Raw genomic sequence first — 18,228 nt, forward strand, 5'->3', positions numbered from 1 at the left:
TTTAATAAATCAAATATTTGGCCCGTATCTTTTTGAAATTTTCTAAATCAGGTTGCCATGATGCTTTTATTTCAGCATTTGAAAGTCCCGCCTCAATTTGTTTTTGTAATTTTTCGGTTCCGGCATGTTTGGTAAAACCACTGGTCAAAAAGAATTTACTTTTCTCTGCTGCATGTGAGTAGGCATCAATTATATAATTCATAGTAACCTCATTCATTCTTGGGCTTTTAGATAGGTCTTTGCCGTAACATAATTTCCCTTCTTCCTTTGGATGTTTTGAGCCAAAATTCGGTTTGGGGGTATAGGTGAAATCATATGCGGTAGAATCTAAAAACGAAGCTCCGTACCTTTGGAATTGAAACTCGGTACCTCTTCCAGCATTTACATTAGTACCTTCAAAAAGTCCCAGACTGGGGTAAAGGGTGATTGATGTGTCGTTGGGAAGGTTGGGAGAGGGGCGTATCGGTAAATGGTAAAAGGTTTCGTGTGACCAATGCTGCATTGGTATTACGGTAAGGTCTGCTTTTCCGCCATCGGCTAACCAACCTTCTTCATTGATCATTTGGGCATATTCACCGATGGTCATACCATAAACCAAGGGAATTTTATTCATCCCTAAGAACGAGATATGCTCTGCCTCCATAGTTGGGCCGTCCACATAATGTCCGTTTGGGTTGGGTCTGTCCAGTACCATCACGGGGATGCCTTTTTCCGCACAAGCCTCCATAACCAATTGTAAGGTGGCTATGTACGTATAAAAACGTACTCCTACATCCTGTATGTCGAACAGAACCATATCTAAACCATCCAATTGCTCTTGGCTCGGTTTCCTGTTTTTTCCATAAAGCGAAATTAACGGGAGTCCTGTTTGGGTGTCGGTACTGTTTTTGACGTGTTCCCCGGCATCCACTTGACCTCTAAAACCATGTTCCGGGGCAAAAACCTTTGTAATTTCTATGTTCAAGGCTACCAATGAATCGACCAAATGGGTATATCCATCATTTTTGAAGATCACACTCGTTTGATTGGCTACAATGGCGATTTTTTTTCCTTTTAATAAAGGTATGTATTCTACTGTTCGGTTTGCCGCGACTAAAACCGAGTCATATTTTTTGTAGTTTTCTAGTAGGGTCGCGCCTTCATGATCGGTGTCTGTTTTCGCCGTTGGGTTTCCACAAGTGGTCAATACCAAAAACCATAATAAAACTGTACTTTTGAAACTGGATAAAAATAACATCATTTGAATCTAGAATATTTTATTGCCAAACGGCTCATAAAGGGTAAGGAGCATAAAATTAGTATATCTGCACCAATAATAAAAATAGCGATTGCAGCAATTGCCATTGGTGTGATCATGATGTTGATTGCCATTGCTACAGGCTTAGGGTTAAAACAAAAAATTCGAGAAAAAGTGACCGCTTTCAATGGTCATATACAGATCTACAATTACGATAATAACAATTCTGAAGTTTCTGTAGTTCCGGTGAGTACAGAACAGGAATTTTATCCAGAATTTAAGAGCATAGATGGAATTGTACATGTTCAGGCCGTGGCTACAAAAGCGGGAATTATCAGGACCGAAGAGACCTTTGAAGGAATTATCGCGAAGGGTGTCGGTAAGGACTATAACTGGGCGGCGTTGAAAGAATATTTGGTCGACGGCGTCTTGCCAGACTATAGTGGTGAGCTCAATTCTGATGTTTTGATTTCAAGAATAATGGCGAACCGGTTGAACTTAAAAGTTGGCGATTCGTTTTTTACATTTTTCCTTCGGGATGATACAACCGACAAAATTCCGAACCAACGCAAATTTCACATTGTTGGCATTTATGATAGCGGATTTGAAGAAATTGACGGACTTTACATTTTTGTGGATATCCGTCACATTCAGCGCATGAACAAATGGACCGATACCGAGGTGGGTAATTTTGAAGTCTTTCTCAATGATTTTGAAGATATTGACGAGAAAAGCAATGAGATTTATGGGCAAACGGTGTCTAGCTTGGATACCAAGACCATAAAGGATAAATACTACAAGATTTTTGAATGGATCGGGCTGTTCGACTTCAATATTGCCCTTATCATTGGAATCATGATTATCGTCGGGGGCATTAACATGATTACGGCACTTTTGGTATTGATTTTGGAGCGAACACCAATGATCGGTATTTTAAAAGCCTTGGGAACTACCAATTGGAGCATTCGCAAGGTCTTTTTGTACAATGCAGCTTACCTAATAGGGGTCGGACTTTTTTGGGGAAACTTAATCGGGCTTGGAGTTATCTTTCTTCAAGAAAAATTTAGGATGTTCAAGTTTCCGAACCCAAAGGAATACTATATCGAATATATTCCGGTAAGTATAGATTTGTGGATTGTTCTTCTTTTAAATATCGGGGTTTTGGTACTTTGTTTATTGATGTTATTGATTCCTTCCTATATCATTACAAGAATAACCCCGGTAAAGGCCATTCGGTTTGAATAGACCTTCTTAAAAAGCTAATACTCCTTTTCTACTTTCGTTGTCACTCTTTTTGGTAAATTTGAGGTAAAACACACTACATGCACCAAAAGTTATTATTGACCCTAGCTACTATTTTTTTCTTCGTTGGCCTAAATGCGCAAAAACTGAGTAAACAGGAAATAAAAATTGTAAAGAATATCGAACAAAATAATCCGGAAGCCATATCATTTTTAGAAAAGGTGGTTAATATAAATAGCGGTACCTTGAATCTAGCAGGTGTCGAAAAAGTGGGGAAAGAATTCGCAACCGCTTTTGAAGGGATAGGATTCGAAATTACTTGGATACCAATGCCCGATGAAATGAATAGGGCCGGACATTTATTTGCTGAGATAAAAGGTACTAAAGGCAAGAAGCTGTTACTGATTGGTCATTTGGATACCGTTTTTGAAGAAGACAGCCCCTTTCAGACTTTCGAAATGGTCAATGATTCTATGGCCCACGCCCCTGGCGGTAATGATATGAAGGGGGGCGATGTCATTATATTGTACGCCCTAAAGGCTTTAAAGGAAAATGGTCTTTTAAACGATGCACAGATAATTGTTGCTTTTACAGGAGATGAGGAGAGTTCTGGGAATCCTTTGGAAAAAAGTAGAAGAGATTTAATTGATGCCGCAAAACGAAGTGATATTGCGCTAGGGTTCGAAAATTCTACCGGGTTTAATTATGCCACGGTTGCCCGTAGGGGCTCGTCGGGATGGAAACTTGAAGTAGAAGGTAAACGAGCGCATTCGGCAGGCATTTTCAGTGAGAATGTTGGTGCAGGTGCCATCTTTGAAGTGTCTCGAATTTTAAATGGATTTTATACCGATGTAAAAGGGGAAGATTTGTTGACCTTCAATCCTGGAACCTTACTTGGAGGAACCTTTGTGGAGTTCGATGATAAGAAAAGCGAAGGTACAGTTTTTGGTAAGACCAATGTCGTTGCACAAAAAGCAGAAGTTCGTGGCGGACTCCGGTTTATATCCGAAGAACAAAAGGAGCGAACACGTACGAAAATGCGTGAGGTGGTTTCCAAGAATTTACCACACACATCGGCAACGATAACCTTTACCGATAGTTACCCGGCCATGCAGCCAACGTCTGGCAACGAAACGCTATTGAAAAAATTGAATAAAGTGAGTTTAGATTTAGGACAGGGTGAAGTACTGGCCTACGATCCCGGTAAAAGGGGTGCGGCAGATACTTCTTTTGTGGCCGAATACGTAGATTGTCTAGATGGATTGGGAACAATGGGGAATGCGGCACATACTCCAGAGGAAACAGTTAATTTGAATACTATTGAAGCACTAACAAAAAGAACGGCACTTTTAATTTATAGATTGATCAATGAGCAATAGCACAGAGTTAAATATAGGAAATCATCATGTGGAAATTGATGGGGGTGAATTAGTAAGTTACCAAGTCGACGGTCATGAGTTCATGCACCAAAAAGGGAATCCAGGTTGGCGAAATGTAGATACCGAAATGTTTCCGATCATCGGCCCGACCAATGAAGCTGATTTCAGGGTGAAGACACTAAAAGGTACTGCCATACAAGATCAACATGGGCTACTTAGGGAAATGAATTATGGATTGACTAAAACGTCTGAAAGTAGTGCTGTTTTCATCAAGAAATATTCGGCCAATAAAGTGGTGCTCAATTCAAAGTATCCTAATAAATCAAATGAAGAAAAATTGAGTTGGCCCTATGATTTTGAATTTCAAAAATCGTTTGAACTTAAAGAGGATGGATTGGAAATTACGTTTACCATTTCTGGAGAAGAAGGCATGCCGTTTATGTTGGGGTATCACCCGGCCTTTATGATCCGTTCAGAGAATGCGAAAATCTTTACCGGAGATAGGGAGCTAACGATTCCTGAGATTATGGCGGTGGGTAGTAGGGCCTTACAAGTGCCTGATACAACTACGATTCTTTTAAAAGATGATCGGGCGGTACAAATTAAAACAGAAGGTTTCGGTCATTTTATGCTATGGACCGAAGTGCCGAATATGGTCTGTATAGAGCCTATTACGTTTTATCCGTATACGGTTGCGCAGCAGGATCTGGCAGAAGGGTTTATGTATTTGAAAAACAAACCTATGACATTTAAAGTGTCTTTAAATCCAATGTAGTTTTAGTTTCTAAACGATTCATATCCTAATAATTTTAAACATTCCGTTGAACCTAATTAATTGCACCATGTGAGGAACGTACTACCTTTTTTGGATTGGGTGTCAACCTATAAGAAATCCTATTTTATTAAAGATTTACTGGCAGGACTAACTGTTGGTATTGTGCTGGTTCCTCAAGGTATGGCCTATGCCATGGTTGCGGGTTTACCTCCTGTTCACGGACTTTACGCGGCATTGTTTCCAGTTCTTGCCTATGCATTCTTGGGAACCTCACGAAAAATAGCCGTGGGCCCGGTGGCGATGGATTCATTGTTGGTAGCTGTTGGTTTAGCCTCTTTGACGATAATTGGCGAACAGAACTATATATCGATGGTAGTGGTTTTGGCACTTATGGTCGGTGCAATTCAATTACTTTTAGGAGTGCTTCGAATGGGTTTTTTAGTAAATTTTCTTTCAAGACCCGTTATAAGCGGATTTACTTCTGCCGCTGCCATTATTATTATTTTAAGCCAGTTAAAACATATTCTGGGTATTTCGGTTACAGGTAGTAATAAGATCCATCAACTGGTTTTGAATCTTTTCTACAACCTTGACCAAACCAATGGGTTCGATTTGGGCATAGGTATCTTGGGCATATTTTTATTGATCGGATTTAAAAAATGGAATAGAAACATACCTGGTATATTGATTATTGTAGTTCTGGGAATTTTGGCGGTATATATACTACAATTGGAATATTATGGGATAAAGTTGGTGGGTTTCGTTCCTCAGGGTTTTCCTTCAATTAGGGTTCCCTCGGTTACTCTTTTGGATGTCAAGAGGTTGTTGCCCATAGGCATAGCATTAGCTTTGGTCGGTTTTTTAGAGGCGATTTCAATAGGAAAGGCATTGGAGGATAAAAGCGGGGAAGAAACTATTAAGGCGAATCAGGAATTAATTGCTTTGGGAACCTCTAATATGATTGGTTCGTTTTTTCAAGGATATCCGGTGACCGCTAGTTTTTCTAGATCGGCGATTAATCATGATTCAGGCGCAAAGACTAATTTGGCCGGTATCTTCAGTGTGCTTTTAGTGATACTAACTTTATTATTTTTAACACCATTATTTCAATACTTGCCCAATGCTATTTTGGCCAGTATTATTATGGTTTCGGTATTCGGGCTTATAGATCTAAATTACGTAAAGGGCTTATGGGAAAGTAGAAAAGACGAATTCATAGTGTTACTGATTACCTTTTTTGTAACCTTGTTCGTGGGTATAACAGAAGGTATTTTAATAGGTGTTCTCTGTTCACTATTGTTGATGGTATATAGGACTTCAAAACCACACTTCGCAGAAATAGGTAATATTAAGAATACTGACTATTACAAAAATGTAAAACGATTTACCGATGAGGTCGAGGTGCGTGTAGATTTATTGATTGTAAGGTTCGATGCCCAATTGTATTTTGGTAACGCAAGCTATTTTAAACAGGAACTTTTGAAACATATCAACTCAAAAGGGTCTCTCCTGAAAGGCGTTATTTTAAATGCAGAGGCTATCAATTACATCGATGCGACCGCGGCCGATATGTTAACTAAAGTGATCCATGACATACATGAAAGCGGAATTCAATTTTATATTGCAGGAGCCATTGGGCCAACGCGCGACATCATATTCAATAGTGGAATCATTAATGAATTACATCGAGAGTTTCTATTCGTAAAAACAAAGGACGCGGTCGATTTTTTCGATAATCCCAATGAAATATCTGTACTGGCTGCAAAAATTGCTTATGAAAACAGTATTGGTTCAAAAGGTAAATAAGACTTATGTTATGCTGGTCTTTTCGACTAACATCCGCTATTAATATTTTATACTCTTCTATTTTTAGATTTTTTATAAAGTGACAGAAATAGGTGCGCTTCGTATTGAATTAGGAAGTTTTGTCTTATTTAAAAACGTTAAAAAAAACCAAATAAGAGTTAAAGAAATATGAAATTAATTAATATCTTTACGTAGGATTTCTATTACAACGATGTTTAAAAATTTTGTAAATCGTATTGGCTTAATGAATTGCATTATGCTATTGGTAGTAGTATCCATTATAATAGTTTCCGAAATACTGTTTTTATCAGGAAAGAAATTGGATGCTATTTTTATTGCCTTTTGGGCACCGACCATTCTCGGTTTTATGAATTACCTAAAATATAGGAAGTAGTGGAATTTGTTCTTATTTATTCAATTTTTGTAGCCATAGTCTTTACGGTGTGGTTACTTTTTGTGGTGCGGATGTATCGTAAATTGAAAAAATGAGTTTTTTTAATATTCTTTTAGAGAATTGAAAGAATAAATCATTTCTGGATTTTTCCTCATGTAGCTTTCAACGATACGTTGCGTTTCCAAGGTGTTTTTTTGTGGAATAATGAAGGTTTCCAAATCTTCTATTTTTTCAATAGGTATTTCCTTCGGCACAAATCCGTAACCCGAATAATTATTTTCATGAATGGTAACAAACCCATTTTCACCTGTATGGCGACCTTGGGTTTTAATCGCGAGATGCGTTCGTATTTCTTTTAGACTTGTTATTGCGTGCTGAACCCGCTCATTATATTCCATTACCCTATTTACGTCTGAACAAATGCCAATACACTGTTTAATTTTATAATGTGAACAGGTGGCGATGTTCTCCTGAAGATGGCAATACTTTGGGCAAAGTTCAAAAGAACTACAGAGTTCTTCTAAATACTGTCTAGCTTCTGTGGGACTATAACAAATTGCCAAGGGATTTGGCGTCATTTTTATTTTGTTAAAAGCTAAATGAAGTATTCCATTACGATCTTCGTAACTGAATATACCGTAGTGTTGAATATTTCTTTTTTGGGCGATGTTGTGTTTGGGGTAATGGTGTTTTATTTCTGCAGATTCTTTTAGCAACGCAATAAGCTCATTTCCTGTTTCCTCGTAGTCTAAATAAACGGTCTCCCCACACAGGCTAACCTCCTTGGTCGTTTTATCATAAAAATGGCCCAGAACTCGCTTTTTAATATCAATGGCTTTTCCAACATAAATGATTTTGCCTTTGGCATCCTTAAAATAATACACCCCAGGGCTATTTGGGAGTTTTTCATACTCTTGTCTTGGTAAGGCTGGTGGAAAAGTTGCTTCTTGAGATTTGGCATTCAAGAACTGCTTGAAGACTACGTCCGCATTTTTGCTCCTCAACAGTTTGTGAAATAAAAGAACAGTGGCACGGGCATCTCCTCTTGCCCTATGCCTATCAGTTAGTGGAATTCCTAAGGCGGCGGTCAATTTGCCTAGACTATAGGAATTGTAACCAGGTAACAATTTTCTGGATAGTCGCACCGTACAGAGCTTTTTTCTTGAAAAGTCAAGTCCGAGTGTCCTGAATTCATTTTTAATGACATTGTAATCAAAATTGACACTATGGGCCACGAAGATGGTTTCCTTGGTAATTGCATCGATTTGCGTTACAATCTCTTTGAGAGTCGGTGCGTTTCTCACCATATCATTGTCTATACCGGTTAGCCCGGTTATAAAGGGCGGAATATCACATTGTGGATTCACTAAGGAGGTGAATTCATCTATGACTTCGTGACCATCATATTTGAAAATGGAAATTTCTGTTATCCTATTTCCTTTTATACCGTTACCCGTAGTCTCTATGTCAATAATAGTGTACAAAAGTATATGTAGATTTTATAAGTAAAGTTAGGGGAATTTCCATAAAAAAGTCTAATTGATAATCGGCCTAACTTTTATTACAACTTAATCTATTTGAATTTGGATATTTTTTTTAGTTGAATAAGATTTGATTGCGATTGAAGATAATGATAATTATGAGAGCAAATAATCCTATAAGAGTCAACCTTTATTCATGTAGGGCTTGCTTTACAAACTTCTGTAATGGAAATGTTATGCATTTTCTTTGGGTGATTTATCGATGAGCCTTTTGGTACTAGGCTTTGTGTTGAACAACGAATTTGCTTGCAACATACCGAGAGAACTAAGTGATTTTAAATTTGCGGCCTAGTTTTAACCTAAATAAGTTAAAATCATGTTTCGACCGAGGTCTATGCTTGAAGTTAATTTATCAAAAAAGGAACTAACGCAAATGTGTTTCATTTAAGTCAATTCAATGCTTTAAATGGACATTAAATTAAATTTAAATGGATTTAATCAAAGAGATACTTTTAAATTCGCCTCTTTTAGCACTGCTTTCCGGACTAGTTGCATATATCATGGCCACTAGATTTAATTTGTATCCTATAATAATTTACGTTTCGAAAACAAAGGGATTAATGGATGAACCCGGCGAACGTCGGGTGCATTCGAGTAAAGTTCCAAATCTGGGGGGTATGGGAATTTTTATAACTTTTTCTCTGACACTTATATTATTTGAACCCTTCTTAAATAATACGGTAAGTGATTTAAGCCATTTACTTTCTTTACTTTCTGCGACCATTATTCTGTTATTTTTGGGAATAAAAGATGATTTGGTTTTCATCACTCCAAAAAAGAAGTTGGTAATTCAGTTGATCGCGGTTTCTATGGTTTGTATTCTACAAGATGTGAGAATTACGAACTTTCAAGGAATATTTGGAATTGCCGAGCTTCATTATTTTATTTCAATTGTTTTTTCTGTTTTTGTTTTTGTGCTGGTGATTAACTCATTGAACCTAATCGATGGCATCGATGGTCTCGCTGCTTCTATAGGAATTTTGGCCAGTTTTTGTTTTGGAATCTGTTTTTTTATGTCCGGGTATTTTCTAATGACCTTGCTTTCGGCTATTTTGATAGGCTCTTTGGTTGGTTTTTTGAAGTACAACCTTTCGGTTGACAGAAAAATTTTTATGGGAGATACGGGTTCAATGATCATCGGGTTTCTTTTAGCTTATCAAGGAATTGAATTTTTAAACATTAAGTTCGAATCGATATCAGGATTTACTCAAGCAAATATGCCCATTTTATTGTTGGCAATTCTCTCTTTTCCTTTGTTCGATTTATTGCGCGTGTTTGCAATAAGAATAGCAGATAAAAAAAGTCCTTTTACAGCAGATAATAATCATATACATCATCGGTTATTGCGCCTTGGTTTGAGTCATAAACAAGCGACTTCATTATTGGTTTTCACTAACCTGACTCTGGTATTGATTGCGTATGGTACAAATGGTTTACCTATTAATCTTAGTTTGATTTTTATCGTGCTATTTGGTTGTATTCTTTACCTTTTGCCATTTCTAAAGGTTTTTGAGGAATTTACAATAAACGACGAAGTTGAGGTGCCGAATTCAAAATCGGAAAAAATTCTTGATAGGGTAGAAGTGATGTCTAAAATCAATTCTGTCGCACTTCAATCTCAAGACGCATTAGGAAATCGTCACATTAAAAATTATAATTCATTAGAATCCAATACGAATACTATTAATGAAAAATTAGTAAGGAGTAGAGCTGATCAGTTTCAACTCTTGTTAGATAATAAAGATGATTCTGGCAATTATGAAAAAAATGAAGTTCAGTTTGATTCAGGTGAACTTAATTCTAAATAATCATCTCATTATTAGTTTAATGGCAGATTCTTGAATCTATCTATGACAATATGATTTTTTGATATTTCAGCCGCCTCTAACGACCCTTATATGGATTTTAGCTCCCTTAGAGCTAACCAATTCAATACCTTTTAAGTGACTCAAAATAATACAACGAACAGTTATAGACAGATAATGAAAGCTACTTCCATTTTCGGAGGCGTACAGGTTTTTAACATTATCATCTCTATAGGACGTTCTAAGATTTTGGCCGTTTTGTTAGGGCCTGCCGGAATTGGCATTTTAGGTTTGATTATGTCAACGACTAAACTGATCAGCTCATTAACGAACTTCGGTCTTGGAATAAGCGGGGTTAAGGAAATAGCTTCTGTATTTGAAATCCACGATGAAAACCAGTTGAATAAAACTATCGCCGTAGTTAACCGATGGATTTGGATCACTGGAATTTTAGGTGCTTTGGTAACGTTAGTTTTAGCTCCATTTCTAAGTGAATTGACGTTTGGGAACAAAGACTATACGGTTGCCTTTGTTTGGTTGGCGATTACCTTAGTATTAAATCAACTTACCTCAGGTAGCTTTGTGCTATTGCAAGGTTTACGTAAGCTCAAGTATTTGGCGAAGGCCAACGTTTTGGGTGCCTCATCAGGACTTATGGTGTCAATACCAATCTACTATTTTATGGGAGTGAAAGGAATTGTGCCTGCGATGATAGCCACTTCGGTATTGGGTTTTTTGGTATCCTATTATTTTATAATGAAGGTTAAGAGAGTATCACTCCCAATAACACTTCAGGAAACTAAAGAAAAAGGTAAAGGAATGCTCTTGATGGGTTTTATGCTCAGTATAAGTGGTATTATGGTATTGGGCGTGTCTTATGTTATACGAATATTTATTAATAACACAGGTGGTGTGGAGGACGTGGGATTGTTCAATGCAGGTATCGCCATAATTTCCACGTATGTTGGACTGCTCTTTACCGCCATGGAAACAGATTATTTCCCTAGACTATCTGCTGTAATACAACACCGTGAAAAATCAATTTCACTCATAAATCAACAGGCCGAAATTGCAGTTTTAATTTTAGCGCCCGTACTAATTTTGTTCTTGGTTTTTGTTGATTGGATCATAACTATACTTTATTCTGCCGAATTCATTCCAATAAGGGAGATGATCTATTGGGCCGCACTGGGGATGTTCTTTAAAGTCGTGGCTTGGGTATTAGGATTCTTTTTTATTGCCAAAGGAGCTAGTAAATTGTTTTTTTGGAATGAGGTTATATGTAATGTCTATACCTTGATTTTAAATTTAATCGGATATTATTATTGGGGATTGAACGGTTTAGGTGTTTCCTATCTCATTTCTTATTTCATTTATCTTCTTCAGATTTACTTCATTACCAGAAAAAAATATACTTTTCGATTTAGTGTCGCTATTTTAAAGATCTTTCCAATACAATTTGCTTTAGCACTTCTTTGTTTAACAATTACAAAAGTTTTCGAATCACCTTGGAATTATGTAATTGGTACTTTTTTTATACTTGTTTCCATGTATTATTCGTTTGTAGAATTGAATAAACGGCTTCACTTTAAAGATTTGTTGGGAAAATATGTAAAGAGATGATTGGGGGAAAATCGAAACCGAAAGAACAATCGCTTAAAATAGAAAACAGAATTGTTAGATGAAAGTAATTAAGGTTTTTTACCCATATATAATTCTTTTCTTTTTAATTTATTTAGGGCCAGTTAAAGTTGGTCCCATTACGTTTTCCCAGGTTTGGAAAATTCCACTTTTTGTTTTTCTATTTTGGCAAGTGCTTATAAAAAGAAATGATAAGAAGTTGACTATTCTAAAGTGGTCTTATGCAAGGGCCACCAAGAATCTTGTAACCGCAAACTTTTCGGTAAGCTATTTTTATGGAATTGTAGATTTCATACGCTACATGATGTTTCCATTAATGTATGAATATGCATACAGGAATATTAAGAACATACGTAAACTTGACAAAATTTTATTAGGTTTTGCACAGTTTATTATTATATCCGGTATACCGTTTACGTTTAAACTTCTAAAAAGTAAAGCAAGGGATACCCTTAGTTTTGAAGACTTTGATAGTTATTCTGGAATGTTTCAAAATTCTCATGGTGCGGCAATTACCACTACTACAGCTGTTCTTATTTTACTCGCTTATATAAAGTCCAAATCAACGATCATACGCTTTCCTAAATTGAATTACGCCCTATTACTCTACGGGGTGTATTTAATTTATCTTACGTATATACGAACGGGTTACCTAATGTTCATAGTAGGTCTTGTATTTCTGTTCTTACCTAAGAAACTTACGTTTAAACAGGTAATGTCTGGTTTAGGAATTGTAGTGCTGGTAGGTTTGGGGTTTTATATTTTGTTGGAGAGTAATGAAGCATTTTACAATAGAATTTTTGATATCCGAAATGGAAAGCAAACAGCGGCTGGTTCGGGTAGGTTATTGTTTTGGATGGCTTCATTTGAACTCTGGTATAATGGGAATGTATTTGAAATGTTCTTTGGTTTTGGTTTCTATGATTTGATCATGCATATCTACCAAAAAACAGGTTTGCCGGTGTATGCGCACAATGAGTTTTTTACACAATTGGGTCAAAACGGATTATTGGGTATTACATTCTTTATAGGATATTTGATTTCTCTTTTTAAATTTATTTGGAAAAGAAATTCGCTTCCGTCTTACCGTCTTGCCATGGCTATATTCTTTCTATATGTATCGTTAATGATGACTCAAGGAGGTATGTGGTTTGAGTTGGATATTTTTATGGTACTGGTCTATGTTAAATTGGAGTTTGAGAATGTGCTTCGTAAACGAATGATGAAATATGGATAAAGAAATCATCGTAACAGTGCCTAACTTAAAGCTGCCGGGAGGTGTAAGTGCATTTTGGAATGCTTTGTTACCTGAATTCGATAAAATGAAAGGTGTACATTTTCGTACGCTTGAAATAGGGGGGCATGGAAAAAATGTTCTTGGACCATTATTAGATCTTTGGAATTTAAAAAAGAGTACTGAGACACAAACAGATTTGGTCATACTAAACCCTTCTTTGGGCAGTCGTAGTTTTTTTAGGGATGCTTTTTTTGCCAGATATTTAAATGGAAAGAAAATATCATTCGTAGTTTTTTTTCATGGATGGGATTTAAATTTCGAAAAGAAAATAGATGAAAAACACGTCGGTTTTTTTCAGGGAAGCTTCGGTAAGGCAAAGAAAATATTTGTGCTTTCCAGCGACTTTAAAAATAAGCTATTGAAGTGGGGCTATCAAGGTGAAATCATTGTATCAACTACCACCATTAACAGTAATCTTCTTGAAGAAACAAGAATAGAGAGAACTGAAGATTTTTCTAATAGGCCATTTACGATACTGTTTCTTTCACGGCTTTTAAGGGAAAAAGGAATTTACGAAACCATTGATGCTTTTGAAAAGCTTCTTAAAAAGCATCGTAATATACAATTGGTAATTGCTGGAAATGGGGAAGAGTTTAAGAATTTAAGAAAGTTGGTAGGTAATAATCCAAAATTATTTTTGGCAGGTCATGTTGAGGGTCATGAAAAAATAAACTTATTCAAACAGTGTGACATCTATTGCTTGCCCAGTTATAGTGAAGGTCTGCCTACTTCTGTATTAGAGGCCATGTCTTTTGGAAAACCTGTAGTTACAACAGCGGTGGGCGGATTAAAGGATTTTTTTCAAGATGGCAATATGGGGTATTTTGTAAAGCCTAAGAATTCTGATGATTTGGAAGAAAAATTAAGACTATTGCTTACTGACGGTACCTTACGAGAAAAAATAGGCGATTTTAATTATGCCTATGCCCACGAGCATGTTATGAGTGATAAAGTGGCCAAAAAAATGTTTAGTCAACTGACTCCATTTTTATAAATCCTAAAGTATTTTCTTTCTGCCCTAGTTTTGTTCAATCAAGTTTATTTATAAGCGTTGTTCTTTATGAGTAAGATTGCATTTTATTTAATTGAAACTACTGCTAAATTTTATGGTTTGTAATAATTTCCACAGACAGGATAGTGATAAAGCGCCCTGTTTATTTAAGATAAATCTCTTTTTTAGCATATCTCCGAATCTTAAAGTAGTTAATCGACTTTCTTTAGTAACTCGATATTCCCTTGATAATTTAGCCCTACGTTGTAGTGCTCAACCTCAATTAAGGGACTATACAAATCACCCATGTCAATAGTAAATGTATCTTTTTTAAAGCTTAAGTCATACTGCGAGGCCGAACAGTTCAAAGGTTGGGATCCTTATGACGGGTTGAACTCTAAAATTTTTAATGCCCTGCCATTTAAAAAATGGGATGTTGTGCGCTTGTTCTGGATCCAAGGTTTTAAAAGATCACCGATTAACTTCAGAAAATTATTATTAGTGCCTAAACAGCACAATTCAAAAGGTATCGCCCTATTCCTAGCAGGTTATTGTAATCTATATGAAATTTCAAAAAAAGGGAATGATGCTTTTGGGAGCAAAGCCGAAATTGAGACTTGGATAAGAACATTGGCGGATCTGTTATTGGAACGTAAGAATACAGAATACAGTGGGGCCTGTTGGGGTTATAATTTTGACTGGCAGGCAAGGTTAAGTTTCTTGTTCCCAAAAGAAACGCCTACAATTGTTGCTACCTCTTTTTGTGTAGAGGCCCTTATAAAGGCTTTTGAAATTACCAAGGATGAAAAATATTTGCAGACTGCCATATCCTCTGCCGAATTTGTTATAAATGATTTGAGCCGATCTAGACTAAAAAAAGGGTTCCTGTTCTCTTATTCGCCCTTAAATGGAAATAATACGGTTATCAATGCCAGTTTATTAGGGGCTAAAATTCTGAGCCAAGTGTTCTTTTATACCAAAGATCGAAGGCTTAAAGATCTTGCTAAGAAAACCATAGAAACTTGTTGTGAAATTCAAAGGGAAGATGGTTCGTGGATTTATGGATTGATGCCCGTTCAAAATTGGATCGACAGCTTTCATACGGGGTATAATTTAGATGCCATTCAAAGCTATAGAGAGGCTACTGGAGATTCAGGTTTTGATGAAAATCTACAAAATGGTCTGGCATATTATCTAAGAACATTTTTCATGCAAGATGGTACCCCTAAGTACTATCATAATAAAACCTATCCTATTGATATTCATTGCCCAGGCCAATTGTTCGTTACCCTGTCAAAAACAAAAACATTTTCCGAAAATAGTATGTTAGCCAATAAGGTAATGGATTGGACAATTCAAAACATGCAGGACTCGAAGGGATTTTTTTATTATCAAATAAAAAAACGGATCAGTTCTAAAATTTCGTACATGCGTTGGAGTAATGCTTTTATGTTCAATGCAATGACCAACTATATAAAAGAGATGAACTGAATGAAATCGGAAAAAATAAATGGCGTTCAGGTTTATATACCAGAATCCAAAAGACATTTAATGGAATATGCTTTCACCAATAAGAAAATATTGGTTGCGGTAAATGGGGAAAAGATTCACCATGCAAATGATCAAACAAGGGAGATTATTAACAGGAATGTCGGGTATTCTGATGGAATAGGAGCAGTATGGGCGTTAAGAAAAAAAGGGCATCAGACAGCTTACAAGATTGCTGGATGCGAACTGTGGTTAGACATTATCAAAGAATATCAGTATGAAAAGGGATTTTATTTGGTTGGAGGTAAAGAGGAAGTTATTCAAAGAACGGTGAGTAAGTTACAAGTTGAATTTCCTTCGATTCAAATTTTAAATTTCAGGAATGGATATCTATCCGACGATACCGAAGTCAACAATCTTATCTGTGATATTGAGGAAAAAAAGCCTGATGTGATTTTCGTCGCAATGGGATCTCCTAGGCAAGAACTGTTGATGGAGAAAATGTATGTAAGACATCCTGCTGTGTATCAAGGTTTGGGGGGTAGTTTCGATTTATACATTGGCAATACGCAAAGGGCTCCCAGATGGTGGTTAGAGCATAATATGGAAGGTATTTATAGAACGTTGAAGGAGCCCAGAAAGCGTATCATGAGAGATATAAGATTATTACCCTATTTCTACAACCTTATATTCAATAAGTTATAAGTCCAAAAATAAATAGTTGCATTTAGATTGTTGGTATAAATGAAAAAGCTATAGCCGACAATAAAAAATAAAAAATGGTTTCAATTAAAGAATGTACAGACAATAAATTGTGGAATGGTTTTCTCGAAAGGGAAAAAAATAACCAAATGGTTACCATTGCCCATAACCCATGTCTGGGCCCGATTCTAGCAAAAACTTTTGGGTACTCTTTTACAAACTATTTAGTTAAAGAAGATAATGAAATCATAGGTGTATTGCCAACCGTAAATGTGGGCGGCAAAATAGTTTCTATGCCCCATTTTTCATATGGTGGACCAATTATAAATGCAGAAAACTATCAAAACCTGAATTTTTCTGAATTGTTGAATGTTTCAAAATTCGAAGTACGAAGTTTATTAAGGCTATCACAACATTATACAGATGAAAAAATTAGCTGTGTATTAAACCTTCAAAATACCGAAGATGAAATGATTATGACTATTCAATCCAAACTAAGGCAGAAAATTAGAAAATGCTTAAGGTTAGACTTTAAGGTGGTGTCCGGTGGCATTGAGTTATTACATGATTTCTATGATGTGTTTTCACGAAGAATGTTGAAATTCGGTTCTCCGCCTTTAGGGAAACAATTTTTCAGGAATTTACTTGAAAACTATGAAAATGGTGATGTACAGATCACGGTCATTTATGATGGGGAGAAAGCCATCTCTGCAGGTTTCTCATTGTCTTACTTAGGTTTTAATGAACTATGTTGGTCTGGGACAGAAGGAGAATACAACAAGAAGAACGTGAATGCGTTATTGTTTTGGGAAATGATCAAGACTTCTATAGATAAAGGGCATTGCTATTATTCATTTGGTAGATCGACTAAAGAAAGTCCCCAACATTTTTTTAAAAAATTATGGAATCCCATGGAGTTGCCCATTTATTATAATTTATCTGAGAAACCTTCAACATCAATTAAAGATTTTGATTTTTTGACTAAAATCTGGAAATACCAGCCTTTAAAAACATCACAGATACTTGGGCATTATGTTTCCAAATTCGTGTACTAAACTAAACTTCTATGAAAGTAATGAATATTCTAACTTTTGATATAGAGGAATGGTTTCATTTGTTGGACAACCCTTCTACAAAAACAGAGAAGGAGTGGGGCAATTATGAAACGCGCATTCATGAAAACATGGACACTATTTTCGAAATTTTGGATGATAGTAATGCATCGGCCACCTTTTTTGTGGTAGGGTGGATAGCGGAACGCTACCCAGAAGTAGTTCGAAAAATTGCTAGGCGTGGTTATCAAATTGGTAGTCACACCCATATGCATCAATTGGCACACGAACAGGATCGAACTACTTTTTATAACGACGTTGAAAAATCAATAAAGACTATTGAAGATTGTATCGGTAAAAAAGTAGAGATGTTCAGAGCTCCTGGCTTTTCAATTTCAGAGGATAATAAATGGGCCTTTGAAGTTCTTCATGAGTTGGGCATAACAACAGATTCCTCTGTGTTTCCCATAAACCATGCACATGGTGGATTAAAAGGGTATAGAAATGTAGAACCTTCAATCCTAAAATATAATGGTATAACGCTAAAGGAATTTCCAATTAATGTACATTCTGTAATGGGCCGGCCTATGGTGTTTTCGGGTGGGGGGTATTTTAGGTTGTTACCCTATAATTTAATTAAAAGGGCTACCACAAAGTCAGACTATGTAATGGGTTATTTTCATCCAAGGGATTTTGATTATGACCAACCCTTAATAAAGGAATTGTCTCCGATTAGACGTTTTAAATCCTATGTAGGGCTGAAATCGTGTAGACCGAAACTTGAGAAATGGTTAGATGATTTTGATTTTATTGATTTATCCACTGCTAGCAAGCAAATTAAATGGGATCAAAAAAAAGTATCAGTTTTAGATTAAGTT

Annotated in this window: 14 protein-coding genes; 12 read left to right on the plus strand and 2 right to left on the minus strand. The window is 36.2% G+C overall.

From position 1 onward, the window contains the following. Position 1: 1 nt before the first annotated feature. Positions 2-1,237, minus strand: coding sequence for an exo-beta-N-acetylmuramidase NamZ domain-containing protein (locus tag ACNR9Q_RS07245; RefSeq protein WP_419214252.1), 1,236 nt, complete (start codon positions 1,235-1,237; stop codon positions 2-4). 3 nt (positions 1,238-1,240) lie between these two features. Here ACNR9Q_RS07245 and ACNR9Q_RS07250 point away from each other — a divergent pair, with 3 nt between their 5' ends. From ACNR9Q_RS07250 to ACNR9Q_RS07265, 4 genes are all read left to right on the plus strand, one after another. Then, positions 1,241-2,482: an ABC transporter permease gene (locus ACNR9Q_RS07250; protein WP_419213938.1), complete on the plus strand. Its 1,242-nt coding sequence runs from the start codon at positions 1,241-1,243 to the stop codon at positions 2,480-2,482. Positions 2,483-2,559: 77 nt separating this feature from the next. After that, positions 2,560-3,858 (plus strand): M20/M25/M40 family metallo-hydrolase, encoded by a 1,299-nt coding sequence (locus ACNR9Q_RS07255; protein ID WP_419213939.1) that lies wholly within the window; start codon positions 2,560-2,562, stop codon positions 3,856-3,858. Continuing rightward, a complete protein-coding gene (locus ACNR9Q_RS07260) occupies positions 3,848-4,633 on the plus strand; it encodes an aldose 1-epimerase (protein WP_419213940.1) in 786 nt (261 codons plus the stop codon). The genes ACNR9Q_RS07255 and ACNR9Q_RS07260 overlap by 11 nt, the downstream gene beginning before the upstream one ends. A 69-nt stretch (positions 4,634-4,702) precedes the next feature. Beyond that, a complete protein-coding gene (locus ACNR9Q_RS07265) occupies positions 4,703-6,439 on the plus strand; it encodes a SulP family inorganic anion transporter (RefSeq protein WP_419213941.1) in 1,737 nt (578 codons plus the stop codon). A gap of 495 nt (positions 6,440-6,934) precedes the next feature. Here ACNR9Q_RS07265 and ACNR9Q_RS07270 read toward each other — a convergent pair whose 3' ends face one another. Continuing rightward, entirely contained in the window at positions 6,935-8,317 is a 1,383-nt protein-coding gene (locus ACNR9Q_RS07270; protein WP_419213942.1) for an exonuclease domain-containing protein, read from the minus strand. Between the two features lie 485 nt (positions 8,318-8,802). Between ACNR9Q_RS07270 and ACNR9Q_RS07275 the strand changes: the two genes are divergently transcribed. The 8 genes from ACNR9Q_RS07275 (at position 8,803) to ACNR9Q_RS07310 (ending at position 18,225) form a co-directional block, all read left to right on the plus strand. Beyond that, positions 8,803-10,182: an MraY family glycosyltransferase gene (locus tag ACNR9Q_RS07275; RefSeq protein ID WP_419213943.1), complete on the plus strand. Its 1,380-nt coding sequence runs from the start codon at positions 8,803-8,805 to the stop codon at positions 10,180-10,182. Positions 10,183-10,317: 135 nt separating this feature from the next. Continuing rightward, positions 10,318-11,802, plus strand: a complete 1,485-nt coding sequence (locus tag ACNR9Q_RS07280) for an O-antigen translocase (protein WP_419213944.1) — start codon at positions 10,318-10,320, stop codon at positions 11,800-11,802. Between the two features lie 58 nt (positions 11,803-11,860). Further along, the gene (locus ACNR9Q_RS07285) at positions 11,861-13,057 is read left to right on the plus strand and encodes an O-antigen ligase family protein (protein ID WP_419213945.1); all 1,197 of its coding nucleotides are present in this window, start codon (positions 11,861-11,863) and stop codon (positions 13,055-13,057) included. After that, positions 13,050-14,111, plus strand: a complete 1,062-nt coding sequence (locus tag ACNR9Q_RS07290; RefSeq protein ID WP_419213946.1) for a glycosyltransferase — start codon at positions 13,050-13,052, stop codon at positions 14,109-14,111. The genes ACNR9Q_RS07285 and ACNR9Q_RS07290 overlap by 8 nt, the downstream gene beginning before the upstream one ends. Before the next feature lie 303 nt (positions 14,112-14,414). After that, positions 14,415-15,599 (plus strand): delta-aminolevulinic acid dehydratase, encoded by a 1,185-nt coding sequence (locus ACNR9Q_RS07295; RefSeq protein WP_419213947.1) that lies wholly within the window; start codon positions 14,415-14,417, stop codon positions 15,597-15,599. Next, positions 15,600-16,301, plus strand: a complete 702-nt coding sequence (locus ACNR9Q_RS07300) for a WecB/TagA/CpsF family glycosyltransferase (protein WP_419213948.1) — start codon at positions 15,600-15,602, stop codon at positions 16,299-16,301. It abuts the gene before it with no gap. Between the two features lie 74 nt (positions 16,302-16,375). Further along, entirely contained in the window at positions 16,376-17,353 is a 978-nt protein-coding gene (locus ACNR9Q_RS07305; protein ID WP_419213949.1) for a GNAT family N-acetyltransferase, read from the plus strand. A gap of 11 nt (positions 17,354-17,364) precedes the next feature. Beyond that, positions 17,365-18,225 (plus strand): polysaccharide deacetylase family protein, encoded by an 861-nt coding sequence (locus ACNR9Q_RS07310; RefSeq protein ID WP_419213950.1) that lies wholly within the window; start codon positions 17,365-17,367, stop codon positions 18,223-18,225. The last annotated feature ends 3 nt before the right edge of the window (positions 18,226-18,228 follow it).

The organism is Maribacter sp. X9 (assembly GCF_048537565.1).
GTDB lineage: Bacteria > Bacteroidota > Bacteroidia > Flavobacteriales > Flavobacteriaceae > Maribacter.